Origin of the sequence: Rhodococcus spongiicola, assembly GCF_004011835.1 — a bacterium.
In the GTDB taxonomy this organism is placed as follows: domain Bacteria; phylum Actinomycetota; class Actinomycetes; order Mycobacteriales; family Mycobacteriaceae; genus Prescottella; species Prescottella spongiicola.
On sequence record NZ_RKLN01000002.1, the window covers coordinates 399,860 to 421,042 of the forward strand.

18 protein-coding genes are annotated in these 21,183 nt (G+C 67.3%); 13 read left to right on the forward strand and 5 right to left on the reverse strand.

Features of this window, described 5'->3' with window-relative positions; genetic code table 11:
• Positions 1-53: 53 nt before the first annotated feature.
• From EF834_RS06615 to EF834_RS06635, 5 genes are all read left to right on the forward strand, one after another.
• Positions 54-1,280 carry a cysteine desulfurase family protein gene (locus EF834_RS06615; protein WP_127946411.1) on the forward strand — a complete coding sequence of 409 codons (1,227 nt, stop codon included), beginning with the start codon at positions 54-56 and terminating at the stop codon, positions 1,278-1,280.
• Positions 1,281-2,405 carry a tRNA 2-thiouridine(34) synthase MnmA gene (mnmA, locus tag EF834_RS06620; protein ID WP_127946412.1) on the forward strand — a complete coding sequence of 375 codons (1,125 nt, stop codon included), beginning with the start codon at positions 1,281-1,283 and terminating at the stop codon, positions 2,403-2,405.
• Positions 2,402-3,433, forward strand: a complete 1,032-nt coding sequence (locus tag EF834_RS06625) for a methionine synthase (RefSeq protein ID WP_127946413.1) — start codon at positions 2,402-2,404, stop codon at positions 3,431-3,433. The genes mnmA and EF834_RS06625 overlap by 4 nt, the downstream gene beginning before the upstream one ends.
• Before the next feature lie 134 nt (positions 3,434-3,567).
• Positions 3,568-5,679 (forward strand): NAD-dependent DNA ligase LigA, encoded by a 2,112-nt coding sequence (gene ligA, locus EF834_RS06630; protein WP_127946414.1) that lies wholly within the window; start codon positions 3,568-3,570, stop codon positions 5,677-5,679.
• A 329-nt stretch (positions 5,680-6,008) separates the two neighbouring features.
• Positions 6,009-6,497, forward strand: coding sequence for a GNAT family N-acetyltransferase (locus EF834_RS06635; RefSeq protein WP_127946415.1), 489 nt, complete (start codon positions 6,009-6,011; stop codon positions 6,495-6,497).
• 6 nt (positions 6,498-6,503) lie between these two features.
• Here EF834_RS06635 and EF834_RS06640 read toward each other — a convergent pair whose 3' ends face one another.
• The gene (locus EF834_RS06640; RefSeq protein WP_127946416.1) at positions 6,504-7,154 is read right to left on the reverse strand and encodes an ACT domain-containing protein; all 651 of its coding nucleotides are present in this window, start codon (positions 7,152-7,154) and stop codon (positions 6,504-6,506) included.
• Between the two features lie 235 nt (positions 7,155-7,389).
• Between EF834_RS06640 and gatC the strand changes: the two genes are divergently transcribed.
• The 3 genes from gatC (at position 7,390) to EF834_RS06655 (ending at position 10,848) form a co-directional block, all read left to right on the forward strand.
• A complete protein-coding gene (gatC, locus tag EF834_RS06645) occupies positions 7,390-7,689 on the forward strand; it encodes an Asp-tRNA(Asn)/Glu-tRNA(Gln) amidotransferase subunit GatC (RefSeq protein ID WP_127946417.1) in 300 nt (99 codons plus the stop codon).
• Positions 7,686-9,170 carry an Asp-tRNA(Asn)/Glu-tRNA(Gln) amidotransferase subunit GatA gene (gatA, locus tag EF834_RS06650; protein ID WP_127946418.1) on the forward strand — a complete coding sequence of 495 codons (1,485 nt, stop codon included), beginning with the start codon at positions 7,686-7,688 and terminating at the stop codon, positions 9,168-9,170. Before gatC ends, gatA begins: the two co-directional genes overlap by 4 nt.
• Before the next feature lie 163 nt (positions 9,171-9,333).
• Positions 9,334-10,848 (forward strand): flavin-containing monooxygenase, encoded by a 1,515-nt coding sequence (locus EF834_RS06655; protein WP_127946419.1) that lies wholly within the window; start codon positions 9,334-9,336, stop codon positions 10,846-10,848.
• Here the strand turns inward: EF834_RS06655 and EF834_RS06660 are convergent.
• The 3 genes from EF834_RS06660 to EF834_RS06670 are packed head-to-tail and all read right to left on the reverse strand — an operon-like array spanning position 10,775 to position 13,306.
• A complete protein-coding gene (locus tag EF834_RS06660; RefSeq protein ID WP_127946420.1) occupies positions 10,775-11,302 on the reverse strand; it encodes a mycothiol transferase in 528 nt (175 codons plus the stop codon). The two genes, EF834_RS06655 and EF834_RS06660, sit on opposite strands and share 74 nt — an antisense overlap.
• A gap of 43 nt (positions 11,303-11,345) precedes the next feature.
• Positions 11,346-12,692, reverse strand: coding sequence for an alpha/beta-hydrolase family protein (locus tag EF834_RS06665; protein ID WP_127946421.1), 1,347 nt, complete (start codon positions 12,690-12,692; stop codon positions 11,346-11,348).
• Entirely contained in the window at positions 12,689-13,306 is a 618-nt protein-coding gene (locus EF834_RS06670) for a hypothetical protein (RefSeq protein ID WP_127946422.1), read from the reverse strand. Before EF834_RS06670 ends, EF834_RS06665 begins: the two co-directional genes overlap by 4 nt.
• A 168-nt stretch (positions 13,307-13,474) precedes the next feature.
• Here EF834_RS06670 and EF834_RS06675 point away from each other — a divergent pair, with 168 nt between their 5' ends.
• Positions 13,475-14,659: a sensor histidine kinase gene (locus EF834_RS06675; protein WP_235871028.1), complete on the forward strand. Its 1,185-nt coding sequence runs from the start codon at positions 13,475-13,477 to the stop codon at positions 14,657-14,659.
• Positions 14,660-14,676: 17 nt separating this feature from the next.
• Here the strand turns inward: EF834_RS06675 and EF834_RS06680 are convergent, their stop codons facing one another.
• Entirely contained in the window at positions 14,677-16,386 is a 1,710-nt protein-coding gene (locus EF834_RS06680; RefSeq protein WP_127946423.1) for a TIGR03767 family metallophosphoesterase, read from the reverse strand.
• Between the two features lie 273 nt (positions 16,387-16,659).
• On the opposite strand from EF834_RS06680, the gene EF834_RS06685 reads away from it, so the two are divergent.
• From EF834_RS06685 to EF834_RS06700, 4 genes are all read left to right on the forward strand, one after another.
• Positions 16,660-17,322: a response regulator gene (locus EF834_RS06685; protein WP_127946424.1), complete on the forward strand. Its 663-nt coding sequence runs from the start codon at positions 16,660-16,662 to the stop codon at positions 17,320-17,322.
• Between the two features lie 81 nt (positions 17,323-17,403).
• Positions 17,404-18,435 (forward strand): ATP-dependent 6-phosphofructokinase, encoded by a 1,032-nt coding sequence (locus tag EF834_RS06690; RefSeq protein WP_127946425.1) that lies wholly within the window; start codon positions 17,404-17,406, stop codon positions 18,433-18,435.
• A 22-nt stretch (positions 18,436-18,457) separates the two neighbouring features.
• Complete coding sequence (gene gatB, locus EF834_RS06695; RefSeq protein ID WP_127946426.1) at positions 18,458-19,966, forward strand: Asp-tRNA(Asn)/Glu-tRNA(Gln) amidotransferase subunit GatB; 1,509 nt, start codon at positions 18,458-18,460, stop codon at positions 19,964-19,966.
• A gap of 11 nt (positions 19,967-19,977) precedes the next feature.
• Positions 19,978-21,183 carry a cation:proton antiporter gene (locus EF834_RS06700; RefSeq protein WP_127946427.1) on the forward strand — a complete coding sequence of 402 codons (1,206 nt, stop codon included), beginning with the start codon at positions 19,978-19,980 and terminating at the stop codon, positions 21,181-21,183.

Genomic DNA, 21,183 nt, shown 5'->3' on the forward strand with positions numbered 1-21,183 from the left:
GCGGATCGCTGCGGACACGCCGCTTCCGGGTGAACCGCTATCCTTGACGAGCTATGTCCTCGTCTGCTCACAGCTCTGCCGTCTACCTCGACCACGCCGCGACCACACCCATGTACCCGGCCGCGATCGAGGCGATGGCCGAGGTCTTCGCGACTGTGGGCAACGCCTCGTCGCTCCACGGATCGGGCCGGTCGGCCCGACGTCGGATCGAGGAGTCGCGCGAATCTGTCGCGGCGGGCCTCGGAGCCCGTCCATCCGAGGTGATCTTCACCTCCGGTGGCACAGAAAGTGACAACCTCGCGGTCAAGGGCATCTTCTGGGCGCGGCGTGATGCCGATCCCCGGCGCACCCGGATCCTCGCGAGCGCCGTCGAGCACCACGCCGTCCTCGACGCCGTCGAGTGGCTCGTCGAACACGAGGGCGCCCAGGTGACGTGGCTGCCGGTGGACGAGCGCGGCGCGGTGCCCCCTGAAGTGGTGCGGGCCGCGTTGGAGGTGCACTCGGAGGAGGCGGCGCTCGTGACCGTCATGTGGGCCAACAACGAGACCGGGACGATCAACCGGATCGAAGACATAGCTGCGATTGCGTCCGCATACGACGTTCCGATCCACAGTGACGCAGTCCAGGCCGCGGCTCACCTACCCATCGACTTCGCGGCCAGCGGCCTGTCCGCGCTGAGTGTCACCGGACACAAGCTCGGCGGCCCACAGGGGGTCGGCGCGCTGTTGCTCGGGCGCCAGGTTTCGTGCGTACCACTGTCGCACGGCGGTGGGCACGAGCGAGACCTGCGATCCGGAACCCAGGACACCGCGTCGATCGTCGCCCTGGCCTCGGCCGTGCGGATCACGACATCCGAGATACACACGCGTAGCGGCGAGCTGATCATGTTGCGGGACAAGCTGATCGACGGTGTGCAAGGGATCGCTCCGGATGCGGTTCTCAACGGCCCGGCCGGAACCGGACGTCTTCCGGGTAACGCACACTTCACTTTTCCTGGGTGCGAGGGTGATTCGTTGCTCATGCTGCTCGACGTCGCAGGGGTCGAGTGCTCGACCGGTTCGGCGTGTACGGCGGGTGTGGCGAGCGCGAGTCACGTGCTGACCGCAATGGGCGTCGATCCCGTCGTGGCGCGTGGTTCGCTGCGCTTCTCGTTGGGGCACACGTCGACCGATCGCGACGTCGAGACGCTGCTGTCCGCGCTGCCGCAGGTGATCGAACGTGCCCGTGCCGCTGGACTGGCAGGTGCCGGTGCCTCGGGAACAAACGGAGGGAATCGTTAGATGCGAGTTCTGGCAGCGATGAGCGGCGGAGTGGATTCCGCGGTTGCGGCGGCGCGGGCAGTGGCCGCCGGCCACGATGTGGTGGGCGTGCATCTCGCGCTCTCTTCGGCTCCGGGAACCCTGCGTACGGGCTCGCGTGGATGCTGCTCCAAGGAGGACGCCGGTGACGCGAAGCGAGCCGCCGACGTACTCGGAATCCCATTCTATGTATGGGATTTCGCAGAGCGCTTCAAGGAAGACGTGATCGACGACTTCGTCGAGTCGTATGCCGCGGGTGACACCCCGAACCCGTGCCTGCGGTGCAACGAGAAGATCAAGTTCTCGGCTCTGGCCGATCGGGCGATGGCTCTAGGCTTCGACGCCGTCGCGACGGGGCACTACGCCCGGCTCGAGGACGGCGTGCTGCGCCGTGCAGTCGACGCCGACAAGGACCAGTCGTACGTTCTCGCGGTGTTGACCGCCGAGCAGCTTTCTCGCGCACTGTTCCCGGTGGGCGATACCCCGAAGGAGCAGATCCGGGCGGAAGCTGCCGAGCGTGGTCTCGCGGTGGCGAACAAGCCAGACAGCCACGACATCTGCTTCATCCCCTCCGGTGACACACGCGCGTTCCTGGGCGCGAAGATCGGGATCCGGCCCGGCGCAGTGGTCGACGCCGACACCGGTGAGGAACTCGCGAGGCACGACGGTGTGCACGGCTTCACGATCGGCCAGCGGAAGGGGCTCGGCGTCCAGGGTCCCGCGGCCGATGGCAAGCCGCGGTACGTGACTGCGATCGAACCCGAGACCGGTACGGTGCGGGTGGGGTCGGCTGCCCGACTCGACGTGTGGACCATCACCGCTGATCGTGCGGTCTGGACGTCAGGGCATGCTCCTGAGGGCCCGGTCGAGTGCGTCGTGCAGGTGCGCGCGCACGGCGGAACTGCGCGCGCCGTAGTGGAGGTGGCGGGGGGCACACCGGGCGGCCCGAAGAGTGACGACGGCGGCATCGTCGTCCAGCTGTCGGAGCCGCTGACCGGCGTCGCACGGGGGCAGGCCGTCGTGCTGTACCGCCCGGACCAGGCCGGCGACGTCGTCATCGGCAGCGGCACCATCTCGGGCACGGGCTCGCCGTCGGACCGGCCGTGACGGACGTGCGGATCCCCGTCGGCGTCGCGACGGGCGTCGGATCCTGGCCGGGTACAGATCCGCGCGAGGCCGCGGAGATCGCCATCGGCGAGCTGCCCGCGCTCCCGCACCTGGTGGAACTGCCGGCCCGTGGAATCGGCGCCGACATAATCGGCCGGGCCGCGGCGCTGGTGGTCGACATGCCTTTCGACGCCTCCACGACCGGGTACCGTCTAGCGCAGCGGATCGGCACGGTCACCCGCACGGCTCGCGACTTGTTGGCCCGCGACGTCGACGCGCTCGAGGAAGCGTGGGAGCTGGCAGGCAGACGCGGTACCGAGCAGCCGATCAAGGTGCAGACCGTCGGCCCGTTGACGCTGGCGTCGCAGGTCGAGTTGTCCGGGGGACACCGGGTGCTCACCGACCGCGGCGCCCTGCGGGACCTCACGGAATCGCTCGCCGAGGGCGTCGCCGAGCACGCCGCCGAAGCCGCCCGCCGCCTCGGGTCGCCGATCGTCGTCCAGCTCGACGAACCCGCCCTGGACGCCGTCCTCGCCGGCACGCTTCCCGGGGTGTCGATCCTGCAGGCGCCGCGTGCGCTGCCGGAGCCGGAGGCACTCGCGCTGTTGCAGTCGACGATCGAGCGCATCGGAGCCCCCGTCCTCGTGCACTGCTGCGCGGCCGACGTCCCGTGGGGCATGCTGCGTCGCAGCGGTGCGGCGATGGTCGGGTTCGACGTGTCGACGCTGCGAACCGCGGATCTCGACGGTGTCGGCGAACTGCTCGACGGGGGCGTCGATCTGGCCTTGGGTCTCGTGCCCGCGACCGCGCCGGGGCACACGCCGAGTTGGCGGGAGCTGGCGGAGCCGGCGACACGACTGCTGGATCGGCTGGGATTCGCGCGCACGCTGCTGTCCTCGCGGGTGGTCGTGACGCCGAGCTGTGGGCTGGCCGGGGCGAGCCCCGAGTGGGCTCGCTCGGCCTTGCGTGCGGCCGGCGAGGTGACCCGTGCTTTCGCCGACGGGGCCGACCCGTCCGGGATGCCGTGAACGGAGCTCGAGGCACTCTCGCGGGTCGTGGCGGGGCCGCGAGCTCGAGTTCGGCGAGCCTGTCCGCGTCCGCGGAACATGTCGCTCGGCTGCGATAACCTGCCGAAGTGGACCACAGCGAAGTCGATACCACGATGATCAGCCCAGCCGATGCGGCGGCGGAGCCGGCGAGCGCCGAGGATCGCGAAAGCTGGCAGGAGTTGGCCGAGGTCGTCCGGAACCATCAGTTCCGCTACTACGTGCTGGACGCGCCGACCATCTCCGACGGTGAGTTCGACGAACTGTTCGGTCAACTGAACGCACTCGAGGAGCGGCATCCGGACCTGCGGACGCCGGACTCGCCGACGCAAACCGTCGGTGGCGGGTTCTCGACCGAGTTCACCGCGGTGGACCATCTCGAGCGAATGCTCAGTCTCGACAACGTCTTCGACTTCGACGAACTCCGCGCCTGGGCGAGCCGCGTGGAAGCCGAAGCCGGCGACCGATCCTCGGGTTCGGCTGACGTGAAAAACGCTGGCCTGGAGTACTTGTGCGAGGTCAAGATAGACGGCGTCGCGCTCAATCTGGTGTACGAGAACGGCAGGCTGGTCCGTGCCGCGACGCGTGGAGACGGCCGTACCGGCGAGGACGTGACGTTGAATGCGCGCACCATCGCCGACATACCCGAAACTCTCACACCCACTGACGGACACCCGATCCCAACGCTACTCGAGGTGCGCGGCGAGGTGTTCTTCCGGCTGGAGGACTTCGCCGCACTCAACGCGTCGCTCGTCGAGGACGGCAAGGCGCCGTTCGCGAACCCACGTAACTCGGCGGCGGGTTCTCTGCGGCAGAAGAATCCGGCCGTCACGGCTCGGCGTCGGCTCGGCATGATCTGCCATGGGATCGGCCGTACCGAGGGGTTCGATCCGGTCTCGCAGCACGACGCCTACACCGCACTCGCGGCGTGGGGACTGCCGGTTTCGACGCACACCTCGCTGGTCGTCGGTGTCGACGCGGTGATCGAGCGGGTGAAGTACTGGGACGAGCACCGCCATGACGTCGAGCACGAGATCGACGGTCTGGTAGTCAAGGTCGACGAAATGGCGTTGCACCGGCGACTCGGCGCGACGTCCCGCGCCCCACGCTGGGCGGTCGCCTACAAGTACCCGCCGGAGGAGGCCACCACCAAGCTGATCGACATCCGCGTCAGCGTCGGCCGCACCGGACGGGTGACGCCGTTCGCGTACATGGAACCGGTCCTGGTGGCCGGTTCGACGGTGTCGCTCGCCACGCTGCACAACGCGTCGGAGGTCAAGCGCAAGGGTGTGCTGATCGGCGATACGGTCGTGATCCGCAAGGCCGGCGAGGTGATCCCGGAGGTGCTGGGGCCGGTCGTCGACGTCCGCGACGGCACCGAACGCGAGTTCGTGATGCCCACCGAATGTCCCGAGTGCGGTACCACACTCGCGCCGGCGAAGGAGGGCGATGCGGACATCCGCTGTCCAAACACCCGGTCTTGCCCGGCACAGTTGCGCGAGCGGGTCTTCCACGTCGCGGGCCGAGGCGCCTTCGATATCGAGGTACTCGGCTACGAGGCGGCCACCGCGTTGCTGCAGGCCGGGGTGATCCGTGACGAGGGTGACCTCTTCTCGCTCACCGAGAACGATCTGCTCGAGGCGCAATTGTTCCGGACCAAGGCCGGCACGCTGTCGGCCAACGGCCGCCGGTTACTCGACAATTTGGGTTCGGCAAAGAGGCAGCCGCTGTGGCGGGTACTCGTAGCCCTCTCGATACGGCACGTCGGACCGACCGCGGCACGCGCGCTGGCAAGCGAGTTCGGCAGCCTCGAGCGCATCGAGAACGCGGGCATCGAGGAACTCGCGGCGGTGGACGGCGTCGGGGGCACTATCGCGGCGGCGGTGACCGAGTGGTTCACGGTCGACTGGCACCGCGACATCGTGGCGAAATGGCGGGCCGCGGGAGTGACGATGCAGGACGAACGTGACGAGTCGATCGTCCGGAACCTCGAGGGGCTGTCGATCGTCGTGACTGGTTCACTCGAGGGCTTCACACGAGACGAGGCGAAGGAGGCGATCCTGGTCCGCGGCGGCAAAGCGGCCGGCTCGGTTTCGAAGAAGACGGCGTTCGTCGTGATCGGTGATGCGCCTGGGTCTAAGGCGGCCAAGGCCGAGGAGCTCGGAGTGCCGATCCTCGACGAGGCGGGCTTCCGGCGGCTGCTCGACAGTGGCCCCGACGGTGTCTGACCTCCCGGGGAGAACGACAGTGCGACAGCAGCATTCACCGAGCCAGGCAGCGCCTTCCACGTGATTAACGCCACGTCTACGACATCGCGTCGTTGGGCGTGCGGTTCAGTCGGTCGGAATCGGGTACTTGCCGCGAATGGCTTCTCGTCCGAGTTGGTGGCCCGTCGATGCTGGTCGGAATCGGTACTGGCGCGTTCCGCTCTGCATGGCCGCCGCCACCCTGCGGGCGTGGTGGTCCGGTGCCGGCCTAGCTCGAATTGTGACGTGAGTCTCAGTGCAAGGTCCCGATCGAGTTTCGGGCAAACCAGCCTAGCTGACATCATGGCGCCATGATCGATATCCGAGCCGTCACACCTGCCGACTACGAGACCGTCGGCAAGCTCACTGCCGAGGTCTACATCGGTGAAGGCTTCGTATCGGGGACCGACACCTATTCCGACCTCCTGCGCGACACTGCGACCCGCGCCGAAAAGGCGGAGGTCGTGGTGGCCGAGTACAACGGTCAGATCGTGGGGTCGGTGACCATTGCCACACCCGAATCGCCTTTCGCCGATGTCGCCGAAAAGGGTGAGCTCGAGTTCCGGATGCTCGCCGTGGCGAAGTCGGCCCGCGGGAAGGGCGTCGGCTCCGCTCTCGTGCAGTACGTACTCGACGTCGCCTACGACCGCGGCGACCACGCCGTGATCATCTCGACCATGCCGGACATGGTCGACGCCCGTCGCATCTACGACCGCAACGGTTTCGTGCCCGCGCCGGAAAGAAACTGGGAACCGGTGCCAGGTATCGAACTCACCGCGCTGGTTCGCGAACTCGTCTGACCTCGGTCACCCGAGGACGGTCGCGACGATGCCGGTGAGGTAGCCGAGCCGCGCGACCTCCGAGGGGCGGAACTCGGGTCCGCCAGGGCGCCCCAACAACAGCGCCCGGCCGGTGTTGCCGAGCGGTGCAGCCGCGAGGGCGGTGTCCATATCGCGCCACGACTTCGGCACCCAGTCCTCGTCGCCGTGGAGGACGGCGGCCCGCTTCAACGGCATCCACGGTGCATCGCCGGCGTGGGTCTCCGGTGCTCCCGGGCTTCCGGCCACGCGGTACGCGCCGTGCGGGCCCATGTCCATGACCGTGCACCACCCGACCCGCAGAACCCTCGGCGCGTTGTCGACGAGGACCTGGAGGCGATCCGAGTGCGCGGTTGCGACGTGGTCGATGAGTTCGAGCTCTCGGTGCGTGTCCAGGATCCCCGAGTACGGGCGGATCGAGTCGACGTGAACCTCGGGCAGCTTCTCCGCCGCCGTGATGAGCGTGTCCGGCAGCGAGCCGGACTCGACGTCGACGACGAGATCGTCGACGGCGTACCCCGAGCCACGCTCGACGACGTCCAGCGAGAGGATGTCGGCCCCGACAGAACCGAGAGCGACGGCGAGCGCGCCGAGGCTACCGGGCCGATCGGGAAGCTGGACGCGGAGCAGGTAGGACACGAGAGGCTTTTCCGTTCTGTCGAAGTCGAGCTCTGGCACTCGAGAGCTCTGGCACCCGAGAGCCCTGACACCCGAGGGCTCCGATACCTGAGAAGGGACACCGCTCGGGTCCCTGCCGTCTTCCATCCTTCCATTCCGTATCAGTGCCTGCTGGGGTGACGGGCTGCACGATCGATCTCGGCACGCTCTAGGCTGGTCGGGAACGTTCACTTCGACCTGAAAGGGGTCATCGAAGGTGCCTGCCATCTCCCGTGACGAGGTCGCCCACCTCGCCCGGCTGTCCCGGCTCACTCTGACGGAGGCAGAACTCGACGAGTTCGCCGGTCAGCTGGATTCGATTCTCAGCCACGTGAAGGCGGTCTCGGAGGTCGCGGCAGATGATGTCCCGCCCACCGCGAACCCCAACCCGGTCTCGAACGTGACCCGGCCGGACGTCATCGTGCCGGGCCTCACGCCGGAGCAGGCACTGTCGGGTGCCCCGGCCGTCGAAGAAGATCGGTTCTCCGTTCCGCAGATCTTGGGAGAGGGCGAATGAGCACCGATCTGACCCGCCTCGACGCGTCGGAGCTCGCGTCGAAGATTCACTCCCGCGAGGTCTCCTCGGTCGAGGCCACGCAGGCGCACATCGACCGGATCGGACAGGTCGATGGCGAACTGAACGCGTTCTTGCACGTCGCGGGCGAGCAGGCTCTGGTCGCCGCAAAGGAGGCCGACTCGGCGATTGCAGCCGGGGACAAGCCCGTCTCTGCGCTCGCCGGCGTGCCGATCGCCCTCAAGGACATATTCGCGACCACGGACATGCCGACGACCTGTGCCTCGAAGATCCTCGAGGACTGGGTGTCGCCGTACGACGCGACGCTCACGACCAAGCTGCGTGAGGCCGGCATCCCGATCCTCGGCAAGACCAACATGGACGAGTTCGCGATGGGTTCGTCCACCGAGAACTCCGCGTACGGCCCCACCCGGAACCCGTGGGACACCACGCGCATCCCGGGCGGCTCGGGTGGTGGCTCCGCGGCTGCCCTCGCGTCGTACCAAGCGCCGCTGGCGATCGGCACCGACACCGGTGGTTCGATCCGCCAGCCCGCCGCCGTGACCGCGACCGTCGGCACCAAGCCGACCTATGGGACCGTGTCGCGTTTCGGTCTGGTCGCGTGCGCGTCGTCGCTCGACCAGGGCGGCCCGTGTGGGCGCACCGTCCTGGACACCGCGCTGCTGCACGAGGTGATCGCCGGATACGACCCGCGTGACTCCACGTCGGTGGACGAGCCGGTCCGGCCGGTCGTCGAGGCGGCCCGCCAGGGTGCTTCGGGTGACCTGAAGGGTGTGCGCGTCGGTGTTGTCAAAGAGTTGCGATCGGACAGCTACCAGCCAGGCGTCATTGCGTCGTTCGACGCTGCCGTCGAACAGTTGACGGCGCTCGGCGCTGAAGTGGTCGAGGTTTCCTGCCCCAACTTCGAGTACGCCCTCGCGTCCTACTACCTGATCCTGCCGAGCGAGGTGTCCTCGAACCTGGCACGTTTCGACGCCATGCGCTACGGCCTGCGAGTCGACGACGGCGACATGAGTGCCGAGCAGGTCATGGCTGCGACCCGCGCCGCCGGCTTCGGCAAGGAAGTCAAGCGACGCATCATGATCGGCACCTACGCGCTGTCGGCGGGCTACTACGACGCCTACTACGGCTCCGCGCTCAAGGTTCGGACCCTGATCGCGCGTGACTTCGATGCGGCCTACGAGAAGGCCGATGTCCTGGTCTCTCCGACCAGTCCGTTCACTCCGTGGAAGCTGGGCGAGAAGGTCGACGACCCGCTGGCGATGTACCTGTCCGACCTGTGCACGCTGCCGACCAACCTGGCCGGTCACTGCGCGATGTCGGTCCCGTCGGGCGTCTCCGTCGACGACGGTCTGCCGGTCGGCCTGCAGATTATGGCCCCAGCCCTGGCAGATGAGCGTCTGTACCGCGTGGGTGCCGCCTACGAGGCGGCACGTGGCCCGATCGCCTCGCCGGTGAGCTGACGGGCCGAGCTACCAAGCGAGTCAGCCGGACGGCCCGGATCCGCAATGTGCGGATCCGGGCCGTCCTCTGTCCGATCGGACTAGGCTTCGTTTCACGGGGGCAGCTACAACCGGGGCAGTTGTCCCAGGACATCGGACCAGGTGGCGCGCGAGGAGGCCCGTAGTGAGGCAGCCGTCGATCACCATCATCGGCGCCGGGTTCGGCGGGATCACGATGGCGCTCGAGTTGCGTCGGGCCGGATTCACCGACATCACGATTCTCGAGCAGGGTGACGACGTCGGCGGCGTATGGCGGGACAACACGTACCCCGGTGCGGCGTGTGACGTGCCTTCCCCGTTGTATTCGATCTCGACGAATCCCAATCCGGACTGGTCGCGCCGGTTCTCGGAGCAGCCCGACATCCTCGCGTACCTGCGTGACGTCGCCGGTAGGCATGATCTGCTACGGCTCGTCCGGTTCGGGGTCACGGTCACCACAGCGGAGTTCGACGAACGCACCAACCGATGGACGGTGCGCACGGCCCACGACGAAGTGATCGAGTCGGACGTCCTCGTGACCGCGGTGGGGCAGCTGTCCCGGCCGTCGCTGCCGAGTATTCCGGGGCGGGAGACCTTCGCCGGATCGGCCTTCCACTCCGCCGAATGGAACCACGACGTGGACCTCTCGGGCGAGCGGGTCGCGGTGATCGGAACCGGGGCCAGCGCGATCCAGTTCGTGCCGGAGATCGCCCCGGAGGCGGGCCGTCTGACGCTCTTCCAGCGGTCCGCGCCGTGGATCCTGCCCAAACCCGACCGCGTCTACAGCGACTGGCACCACCGGGTGTTCCGATCGGTGCCGGCGACGCTGCGGGGCGAACGGTTCCTCGTCTGGGCGATCTTCGAGATCCTCACGGTCGCTCTCGTCGACACCAGGTGGCGGGGCGCCTTGGCCGGGGTTCTCGCCCGGAAACACCTCGAACGGCAGGTGTCGGATCCGACGCTGCGAGCTGCGCTCACTCCTGACTACGAACCCGGCTGCAAGCGAATGCTGCTGTCCGACGAGTACTACCCGACACTCACCCGCAGCAACGTCGATCTCGTCATCGACTCCATCGAGCGGATCGAGTCGGACGGGGTCCGTACCGTCGACGGGACCCTGCACCCGGCCGACGTCATCATCTACGGAACCGGTTTCGCGGCTACGGATTTCCTCGCCCCCATGACCGTACGGGGCCGGGGCGGGACACGTCTGGACGACGCGTGGTCCGACGGCGCCCACGCGTACCTCGGCATCACCACGGCCGGGTTCCCCAACCTGTTCATGCTGTACGGGCCCAACACGAACCTCGGCTCCGGGTCGATCATCCACGTGCTCGAGTCGCAGGCCCGGCACATCGCCGGGCTCGTAAGGTGGCTCGCGGAGCGCCCCGGCTGCGCCATCGAGGTCGACGCCGATATCGAGCAGCGGTTCAACGATCGCATCCAACGCAAACTCGCCAACTCGGTGTGGAGTCTGTGCGGTAATTGGTACCGCAACGCATCGGGCAAGATCACCAACAACTGGCCCGGCACGGTGACCGCCTACCGGCGTCGGACCAGGCGCCCGCGCAGGCGTGACTACCGGATCACCGCTCGTCCAACAGGCCCCGCAGATACGCCGCTTGCCCCAGGTGCTGCAGACAGTCACCGATCACGCTGACCAGCCGCACCGAAACGGAAACCGGTGGATCCCACGAGCGATCGACGATCCGGTCGAGTTCCTCGTTGGTCAACTCGTCGATGTACTCGAGGGTCGCGAGGTGGACGTCGCCGTGATAGTCGGCGAGCAGTTGCGCGTCGGCATGTACCTCGCCGACCTGGGTGCTGTTGTGTCCGTAGCCGATATCGGTGGCGGGAAAGGAGAATCCGAACCGCTCCTGCCAGCCCCGCGACGTCCACGCCTGCTCCGCGTCGGCCGCGTCGCTCACGTGGTCGTCCTGAACCCGGGTGAGATGCCAGAGCAGCCAAGCGATCGAGTTGGCCTTCGGTCCGGCCCTATAATCGGACATCTCGGGAGTCAGACCGTCGGTGGCCTCGACCACCAACTCCCGGATCCGTTCGAAGTTGTCCCGCAGGATTGCGCGTGCGGCTTCCGTGTCCGTGTTTGCGCTCATGTCTCCACGGTAGGAGGACCTCGGCGAATGCGCAGCGGATCGCTCAGCAGTCTGACATGAGCAGGCCCTGGTCGGCGCCGTACCGATGCCCGTGCCCGGAGGGGGCGTCGAGGGAGAACACCAGGTCGACCGTCGTCTGCACGAAGCTCACAAACGGAACCCATTGCGGTACAGGCGCATCGACACGAGTTCGACTCAGGTCGGGCGGGCGCGTGAGCAGTGCACCCGACCACCACACCACGGGGTCGGAACTGTTGGCGAGCACCGTCGCGCCCCTGGTGTCGACCGCACCGGCTGGTGGACCGGCCCACAAGGCGCTGCACGTAGCCGTCCTGGCGGCGCTGTCGTCCGCGAAGATCGCGCTGCCGCCAACCGATCCCATACTCTGCCCGAAGACGTGAATGGCCGGCCGTGTGTCGGCGGGCATCGCTGCGACGTGGGCCGAGACCGCCGCGAACAGTGCCTGCGCGGACCGTTCCGCGTCCGAGCGACCGAACAGGAACGTGACCCAGCTCGGCGCGTACGAGTACTGCTGGCCGACGATGGCGACGTCGCCATCGAACCTTTGCTCGATCCCGCGTGCAGCCTCGCCGTCGATCCATCCCGAACCGGTCGGAATCGCCACCACGACGTGACCGCGGGTGAAGCCGCCCGCACGGTCGAGTTCGCGTACCGCTAGTGCAGCACGCGAGTCGTGGTCCGGCGCGGAGTCGAGTCCGACGTAGGTGCGAATGCTCCCGGAGGCATCGGCCACGAATCGGCGACCCTCGACACCCAAAGTCCTCCACGGAATCAGCGAATCGTGTTCGGCTGCAGAAAGACTGGCATCGACGGTTGTATTGATCGAACGGAAGTGTTGTGTCGCAGCCGAAGCCACCGCGGGAACCGCCACGAACCAGACGAAAGGGAGAGTGGCACTCAGCAGGGCGGTGCATCCCAGCGGCCCCAGGCGGCGGGCGACGGCGGCGACGACGCGAGCGACGCCGAACGCCGTCAGGCACACCGTGGTCGACCAGAATCCGACCTGTGCCCAATGCATCGGCCCGACGGGTGGTAGCGCCATCGCCGCGCGTAGCCCGTTCTGCCAATGGTCGGCGCTCGCCACCGACCAGGTGACCGCCGCGAGCGACACGACCGCAGACACCAGGCGCGGCAAGGCCCCGGTGCTCGGGCCCTGCTGTAGCCGACCGAGCAGCGAGGACAGTCCCCAGAGCGCTGCGACCGCCAGCCCGGTCAGGACGCCCTGGACTACAGGTGAGCGGGGGAGCAGGGACGGTGCGAGCGACACGACGGTCCCGACGGAGATAGCCAGTGACGTGCGGACGCGGGGCAGTGCGTCGGTGATCGAGAGGCGATGTGCCGTGATTCGGCTGTTCGAGATCGCGCTCATGCGGTCACCAGCCGCCGGATCCGCTGGACCGTGATCGCGGTGGCCAGTAGCCCCAGCACGCCGAGTGCGCCGGCAAGGCCGTAGCGGATCCATGGTTCGTCGATCGGCACGCCGTATCCCTGCCGCCGCGAGTTCACTGAGACAGCGGTCGTCGCGATGTTCGCCAGCGCGAAACAGGACGCACGATCCCGTTCTCGGGTGTCGCATGCCGCATGCATACGGCGATCGAGCTGGGCGTCGAGCGCGTTTCGGGCCCACGGACCGAGTTCGCCTCCAGTCAGATGCGCATAGCGGAGCAGGTCGTATCCGAGGTCGTGGGCCTTGCAGGCGGTGTCGAACTCGGCGGGCAGCGGCACGGGTGACGAACAAGCGCCGTGCGGGTTCACCATCACGCCGTCGACCTCCTTCGGCTGGTAGCCGAGTAGAGCGGTGAAATCCGCAGGTACGGCTGTCGAATCCGATGCCGAGGCCGGCGACGTCAGGTGCTGCACCGCGCGCGCCGCGGTGGAGCTTTCCCGCAACGGGGTGTCCGCGTCGGCCGGCGGGACCGCTAGCAGGACGGTCGCGATCGCGGCGCCGGTGAGAATGGCGGCGGCCCAGCTGTTCGTTCGCATGACATCGGACGCTAGAAACGGGCTGTACGCTGCGGCATCACTCCGAAGTGCCGAAACCGCACACCTCGACGGAGGTGTCCCCGACGTTTCTCTCGTACCGAGGTACCAGATCGATCTCGCTCCCGGGTATGACGCCCGAAGGCACGAGAGTTCCTAGAGTCGAAACCTGTGAGTGGCAACGAACTGGTCCGCCGAGCGACTGGGCGATTGCGTGGGCACCGCGCGGCCGTCCTCGTCGGTCTCGTCACCGCGATTCTGTACGCGGTGGCATGGCCGACGCTGCACTTGACCCATCAGGTGCCAAACCCGGTGCAGCCCATCGTCGCGGCGCTCGCGGCTTGGCCGTTCGTGCTGATCCGCGCCAACCCTGCTCTGGGATGGGCGATTTCGGCGGTATCGGCGCTGGTCATCCCGTTCGTCTTCGATCTCGTCCCGGCCTCCGAGTACACGTACCCGTGGCAGGTCGTGCACATCATCGTGATCATGGCGCTGCTGCTGTCGGTGAGTCTCACCGCCGGTCCGCCCACCGTGGTAGTGGCGTGGATCTCGACCGTGCTGCTGTTTCTCGCCGAAACACCGAGGGAGGACGGTCGGGGCTGGGCCGTCGGGCTCACCGCGATGGTGGTCTTCGGACTGTTGGTGCGGTGGCTGGTGCTCTCGCGTCGGCAGCTGGCTGCGGAGGAGCAGACCAGTGAACTGGAACGCGCACGACGGGCGATCCTCGAGGAGAAGGCGCGCATCGCACGTGACCTGCACGACGTCGTCGCACACCACATGTCGATGGTCGTCGTGCAGGCGCAGAGCGCGGAGTACCGGCTCACGTCGTTGTCCGACGAGGCCAAGGCCGAGTTCGAGTCCATCGGATCCACAGCGCGCGAGGCACTCAACGAGATCCGCGGACTCCTCGGCGTGCTGCGCAGCGACGCCGATACGGTCGAGCGGGCACCGCAGCCGGGCGTCTCGCAGATCCAGGAACTGCTCGACGGTACCCGGAGGACCGGTATCTCGTTGTCGTGGAGCGTGACCGGAGATCCGGCCTTCCTGTCCGAGTTGTCGGGGCTGACGGTGTACCGGATTCTGCAGGAGTCACTAGCGAACGCGGCGCGGCACTGCCCGGGCGCACACGTGACCGTGGCGCTCGACTACGGGACGTCCGTCGCGTCGCTCGTCGTGGTCAACGGTCCTGCCCGGATCGAAGTGGATGCGTCGACCCTGCCGGAAGCATCGGGTGGTAGCGGTATCGGGGGCATGCGCGAGCGCGCCGCCGCCGTCGGCGGCACGGTCGAGACCCGTGCCCTCGACGACGGCGGCTTCGAGGTCCGGGCCTCGGTACCTGTGGTGCCGCTCGCCTAGCCTCGATGAGTCTGGGCTCAGCGACCTGACGCGAGCACCAGTTCGACGTTCTGGTCCTCGGCCGTACCCGACCTGGTGGAACTGGGAGAGGCGTCGTTGAAGGCGAACTCCCGGTACAACGACGCAAGGCCGACCGGCGAGAGATCGGTGTAGTCGACGGAATAGGGGCTGTCGGCCTCGAACAGGGTGGTGAAGAGGGAGACGGTGCCGTCGACGTTGTCGGTCACCTCGATGATCCGCCCGAGTTGGGGGAAGTCGATGTGCGACGCCGTGTTGATCTCCCAGAACGACTGCTCCGGGGTGGCCCCTTCCCGGGGGCGGACCTTGTTCCTATGGGTGTGGCCGTTGACCCAGGCGAGCACGTTCGGGAATCTGTGCAGCAGATCCACCACCTCGGAACCGGGTACCCGGCGTTCGGACGGGTTCGCCGGGTCCGGGAGTAGGGCGTCCATGCTGCTCGTATGGTGACTGAACAGCACGAACCAGGTGTCGGTCCCCTGTCGCGATACCGGTGAGCCGTCGGTGTCGTAGTACCGGCTGCTCCCGGCGATCAGAGTCTCCTCGATCCACTGGAGCTGTGCTTCGCCCAGCGAGCCTTCGGCGAGGCCGACGGGGTTCGTGGAGTCCATGCCTATTCCGACGACGCCTGGGGCGATCTCGAAGGAGTAGTACGCGATCCCGGTCTCGCCGGCATCCGGTGTGAAACCGTGGCCGACCGGTCCCGGACCGGTGTTCTCCGGTTTGAGGTGTTCGGCAACGAACTCGCGTTTTGTGAATGGGCTGCGGGCGAGATCGGGTGTGACCTTCCGTGGCGGTTTGGTGAACGAGGACAGAGCGGCAAGCACGAGTTCGGCGTTGCCGGAGACGGCGGCGGAGCTCACGGACGCCACCTGCTCCGGTGAGCCCGGTTCCATGAACTTCAACGAACCCGTGTACATCCTTTCCAGCAGCGGGATTCCGTTGGGGAGGGTGCCTATCGGCGTGTCGTCGTGATTGCCGAACACGCAGTACCACGGGGTGTTCAGGCCGGGACTGGTGAAGGGGGCGATAGCGGCGTCGAGCAGTCCCGGAATCTCGGGGAACCCGGCCTGCTTGTACTTGTCCTGGACCGACGAGCCGGGGTTCCAGTACATATCCACATCTGAGTCCTGCACGCCTTCGTAGCGGTCGGGCGCACCCGTGTTGGGGGTGATGGTGCCGCCGTTCATGGCTGTGAGGAACCAGTCCAGTTCGGCGAATTCCTTGTTGTCGGTGTTGTCACCGGTGGTGACGACCGCATCGAAGCGGCGCTGGGTGTGCGGCCCGGATGCGATCGCGTTGATCTGCCTGACCAGGGCGGTGAGGCCCTGGGCGGCCATTGTCTCCTGGGGACGGTGGGCGGAGCCGTTGAAGGAGTCGACGAACTCGAAGCGCATCGGAGACTGAGCATCAATGATGTGGACGTCGGTGATCTGAACGAATGAGGCGAGGGCAGTCCGCCGGTCCTCACGGCCGGTCTTTGCCTCGGCGAGCTCGGTGCGGACCACTGTCGGCCACCCAGGCCCGGCGCCGAGTTTGCGGTACCCGGAGCTACCGAGCGGCATGGCCACCGCCTCGAGGGTGGTGCCGGTGGGGAGCGGCGCTGCGCCCGCGTATTGCAGACCCCAGGGGCGCGCTCCGAGTCCCACCGCTCCGATGGCTCCGAGCCCGGCAAATGTCAAGAATGATCGTCGATTGATCTCAGCCACGCGGTGACCCTATGTGATGGTTGTGAGGAAGGTCGCTATTCGACGAAATTGTCTCGCTCCTCACAGTCGTCGCGGCGGACACGGCCAGATGAACTCAGAGCCACACACATTCGCAGCACCGCCAGGGAGGCCTCACCGCGTCGAGGCCTGTCAGCGGTGCGCCGATCGCCCGACGGTGATTGAGAATTTGACTATGTTCATCCACGACAACCGAGTGTGTTCGTTGTTCCGAGTGTGTTCGCTGTTCGTCGACGCGAGACTAGGCTGTGCCGGGTGGCGATCACGGTCTTCATTGCGGACGATCAGGCGATGGTGCGGCAGGGCTTCGGTGCCCTGCTGGGTGCGCAGCCCGATATCAGCGTGATCGGCGACGCGCCGAACGGTCGCGTCGCTGTGTCGGAGGTCGCGCGGCTACGCCCCGACGTCGTTCTGATGGACGTGCGCATGCCGGAACTCAACGGGCTCGACGCCGCCCGCGAAATCCTCTCGGCAGCAACAGATCCACCCATCCGGGTGTTGATGCTGACGACGTTCGACATCGACGAGTACGTGTACGAGGCCCTCGGGCTCGGTGCGAGCGGTTTCATGCTCAAGGACGCGCCCGCCGAGGAGTTGATCCGTGCGGTGCGCGTCGTTGCAGCCGGGGAGGCGCTGCTCGCTCCGAGCGTCACACGGCGGCTGATTGCAGACGTCACCCGTCGCCGCCCTACCCCGCGCGTCCGACAGCGCCAACTCGAGACGTTGACCCCGCGCGAGCGGGAGGTCCTCGAACTCATCGCGGCCGGGTTGTCGAACACCGAGATTGCCGAACGCCTGTTCCTCGCGGAACAAACCGTCAAGACCCACGTGGGCAAGGTCCTGGCGAAGCTCTCATTGCGTGACCGCGCACAGGCCGTCGTGCTCGCGTACGAAACGGGACTGGTCACGCCTGGTTGATCGACCGAGGGTGCCCGATCCGCGCAGGAACGGCAAGATGAGAAGGGACCGCTCTGCTACCCGAACGTCGAGGGGGCCGTGATGCGCATCGGAATTCTGACCGGTGGCGGCGATTGTCCCGGTCTCAACGCCGTGATCCGCGCGGTCGTACGAACAGCCGAAGGGCGGTACGGAAGCACCATCGTCGGGTTCCGGGACGGTTGGCGGGGGCTGCTCGAGGACCGCAAGGTGGAGATGCGGAACGAGGACCGGATCGACCGGATCCTCGCGCGCGGCGGGACGATTCTCGGCACCGCGCGGGTAAACCCCCAGAAGCTGTACGACGGCCTCGACCGGATCAAGCAGACCCTCGAAGACAACGGCATCGACGTCCTCATTCCCATCGGGGGAGAGGGAACGCTGACCGCCGGCAGTTGGCTTGCCGACAGCGGAGTGCCCGTCGTCGGAGTCCCCAAGACGATCGACAACGACATCGACTGCACCGACGTCACATTCGGCTTCGACACCGCCCTCACCATCGCGACCGACGCGATCGACCGACTCCACACCACCGCGGAATCGCACCAGCGCGTCATGCTCGTCGAGGTGATGGGCCGGCACGCCGGCTGGATCGCGCTGCAGTCCGGGATGGCCTCGGGCGCGCACCTGATTCTCGTGCCCGAGCAGCCGTTCGACGTCGACGAGGTATGCGACATGGTCAAGAAGCGCTTTCAGCGTGGCGACTCGCACTTCATCTGCGTCGTCGCAGAGGGCGCGGCACCCGACCCGGCGTCCATGACGTTGAAGGAGGGCGGTATCGACGAGTTCGGGCACAAGATCTTCACCGGCGTCGCGCAGCAGCTCGCCGTCGAGATCGAGCGGCGGATCGGCAAGGAGGTTCGCACGACGGTGCTCGGGCACGTGCAGCGTGGCGGCACTCCCACGCCGTACGACCGGATCCTGGCTACCCGCTTCGGGGTGCATGCCACGGACGCCGCGCACGATGGACAGTTCGGCCAGATGGTGGCGCTGCACGGCACCGAGATCGACCTCGTGCCGCTGTCGGAGGCGACCAAGCAACTCAAGACCGTACCGCTCGAGCGGTACCGGGAGGCGGCCGCGTTCTTCGGGTGACGAGGCGCATAAACTCGTGGGCATGACTGCCGCCGTGTCCGCTGACCTTCTCGACTATGACGCCGTCCTCGCGAAGTTCGAGCCCGTACTGGGCATGGAAGTGCACGTCGAGCTGCACACCGCCACGAAGATGTTCTGTGGCTGCCCCACGACGTTCGGTGCCGAGCCGAACACGCAGGTCTGTCCGGTCTGCCTGGGGCTTCCCGGTGCACTGCCGGTGGTCAACCAGGCGGCCGTCGAGTCCGCCGTCCGCATCGGCCTCGCACTGAACTGCTCGATCACCCCGTGGGGTCGGTTCGCGCGGAAGAACTACTTCTACCCGGACCAGCCGAAGAACTACCAGATCTCGCAGTACGACGAGCCGATCGCGCAGAACGGCCATCTCGATGTCGTCCTCGACGACGGCACCACGTGGCGCGTGGAGATCGAGCGCGCCCACATGGAGGAGGACACCGGCAAGTCGCTGCACGTCGGCGGTGCCACCGGACGGATCCACGGTGCCAGCCACTCGCTGCTCGACTACAACCGGGCGGGCGTACCGCTGATCGAGATCGTCACCAAGCCCATCACCGGCGCCGGTGCGCGTGCCCCCGAGGTGGCCCGCGCCTACGTCACCGCGCTCCGTGATCTCCTGAAGGCACTCGACGTCTCCGACGTCCGCATGGACCAGGGTTCGCTGCGCTGTGATGCCAACGTCTCGCTGATGCCGATCGGTTCCAAGGAGTTCGGCACCCGCACCGAGACCAAGAACGTCAACTCGCTCAAGAGTGTCGAGACGGCCGTCCGCTACGAGATGCGCCGCCAGGCCGCTGTGTTGACGAGAGGCCACGAAGTCGTTCAAGAGACCCGGCACTTTCAGGAGGCCGACGGCACCACGTCCCCCGGCCGCCGCAAGGAGACCGCCGAGGACTACCGCTACTTCCCCGAACCCGACCTCGAGCCGGTCGCCCCGAGCGCCGAGTGGGTCGAGCAGCTGCGGGCCACGCTGCCCGAGCTGCCGTGGCTCCGCCGTGCCCGTATCCAGCAGGAGTGGGGCGTCTCCGACGAGGTGATGCGAGACCTCGTCAACGCCGGTGCCTTGGATCTGGTCATCGCGACCACCGAGGCCGGCGCGCCTGCCGACGCTGCCCGATCCTGGTGGGTCTCGTACCTTGCCCAGCAGGCCAACACCCGCGGAGTCGAGCTTGCCGACCTGCCGATCACCCCGGCGCAGGTTGCCAAGGTCGTCGAACTGGTCGAGGGCGGCAAGCTCAACAACAAGGTCGCCCGCCAGGTCGTCGACTTCGTGCTCGACGGCGAAGGCGAGCCCGAGCAGATCGTCGACGCGCGCGGCCTGGTCGTCGAGCGCGACGACACCAAGCTGCAGGCAGCGGTGGACGAGGCGCTCGCTGCGAACCCTGACATCGTCGAGAAGATCCGCGGCGGCAAAGTGGCGGCGGCGGGCAAGATCGTCGGTGACGTCATGAAGGCCACTCGCGGCCAAGCCGACCCGGCGCGTGTCAAGGAACTCGTTCTCGCCGCGTGCAGCTAATGTAGCGGCGCATGAGCGCCGCCGTCGCCACATCCCTGTTCTGGATCGCGGTTGCTGCGGCTTTGGCCCCACTCATCGCGGGATCGGTGCGGCGCTGGCCAATCCCCGAGATCGTGCTGCTGCTCACGTTCGGGATCGTGATCGGGCCGCACGCCCTCGACCTCGCGAGCGTCGGCGGCGAGATCGAATTACTGCGTGAGCTGGGGCTCGGCATGCTGTTTCTGATCGCCGGTTACGAGATCGACAGGAACGAGTTGACCGGCCGTGCAGGTCGTCGCGCGGCGGTGACCTGGCTGGTCAGCCTCGCGCTCGCGTTCGCTGTCGTCGTCGCTTTCGGTGCTGCCGGGCTCATCAACTCCGAGATCGCGGTCGCGATCGCACTCACGTCGACGGCACTGTCCGCCCTGCTGCCGATACTCAAGGATCGTGGCTTGGTCGACACACCGGTAGGCCGGGCGGTACTCAATCACGGGGCGATCGGGGAGATCGGGCCGGTCATTGCGATGGCGGTGCTGCTAGGTACCCGCAGCGCCGTACTGTCCTCGGTCGTGCTGGCGGCATTCGCGGTCGTGGCGGTCGTGGTGGCTTTGTTGCCCGCTCGGCTGCGCGAGGGATCATGGATGCTGACGCTGGTACAGCGTGGATCGGAGACCACCGGCCAGACCACCGTGCGGTTGGTGATGTTGCTACTGATCACCCTCATCGCGGTGGCGGCCGTGTTCAATCTCGACATCATCCTGGGCGCCTTCGCTGCCGGATTCATCCTGCGGCGAGCGGTCCCACGGGGCAACAAACAGCTCGAGACCAAGCTCGACGGCATCGGATTCGGGCTGCTCATCCCGATCTTCTTCATCACCTCGGGCATGGCGATCGACGTTTCCGCGGTAGTCAGTGCGCCGGGGATCCTGCTCGCGTTTCTCGGCCTGTTGCTCGTGGTGCGCGGCCTGCCGGTGTTCGTCGCGTCGCGCTACGACCGCGGACCGGCGGGCGCGAACCTTGACGCCGGGGAGCCACTGCAGGTCGCGTTGTATGCGACGACCGGGCTACCACTCATCGTCGCGGTTACAGACGTGGCGGTCTCGGCAGGGCGAATGTCGAACGCGAGCGCATCGATCCTTGTGACGGCCGGCGCCATCACCGTCCTCGTGCTGCCGTCGCTGGCAAGCATGCTGGCGGCGAAGACCCCGGGCCCGCCACGTGACCAGCTCCCCGCGTGA

Bases quoted from the DNA above. Each gene is read 5' to 3' on its own strand.
- gatB (WP_127946426.1), top strand. From the start codon at position 18,458: ATGACTGCCGCCGTGTCCGCTGACCTTCTCGACTATGACGCCGTCCTC.
- EF834_RS06670 (WP_127946422.1), bottom strand. From the start codon at position 13,306: ATGCGAACGAACAGCTGGGCCGCCGCCATTCTCACCGGCGCCGCGATC.
- EF834_RS06665 (WP_127946421.1), bottom strand. From the start codon at position 12,692: ATGAGCGCGATCTCGAACAGCCGAATCACGGCACATCGCCTCTCGATC.
- mnmA (WP_127946412.1), top strand. From the start codon at position 1,281: ATGCGAGTTCTGGCAGCGATGAGCGGCGGAGTGGATTCCGCGGTTGCG.
- EF834_RS06690 (WP_127946425.1), top strand. From the start codon at position 17,404: ATGCGCATCGGAATTCTGACCGGTGGCGGCGATTGTCCCGGTCTCAAC.
- ligA (WP_127946414.1), top strand. From the start codon at position 3,568: ATGATCAGCCCAGCCGATGCGGCGGCGGAGCCGGCGAGCGCCGAGGAT.
- EF834_RS06635 (WP_127946415.1), top strand. From the start codon at position 6,009: ATGATCGATATCCGAGCCGTCACACCTGCCGACTACGAGACCGTCGGC.
- EF834_RS06660 (WP_127946420.1), bottom strand. From the start codon at position 11,302: ATGAGCGCAAACACGGACACGGAAGCCGCACGCGCAATCCTGCGGGAC.
- EF834_RS06700 (WP_127946427.1), top strand. From the start codon at position 19,978: ATGAGCGCCGCCGTCGCCACATCCCTGTTCTGGATCGCGGTTGCTGCG.
- gatA (WP_127946418.1), top strand. From the start codon at position 7,686: ATGAGCACCGATCTGACCCGCCTCGACGCGTCGGAGCTCGCGTCGAAG.
- EF834_RS06615 (WP_127946411.1), top strand. From the start codon at position 54: ATGTCCTCGTCTGCTCACAGCTCTGCCGTCTACCTCGACCACGCCGCG.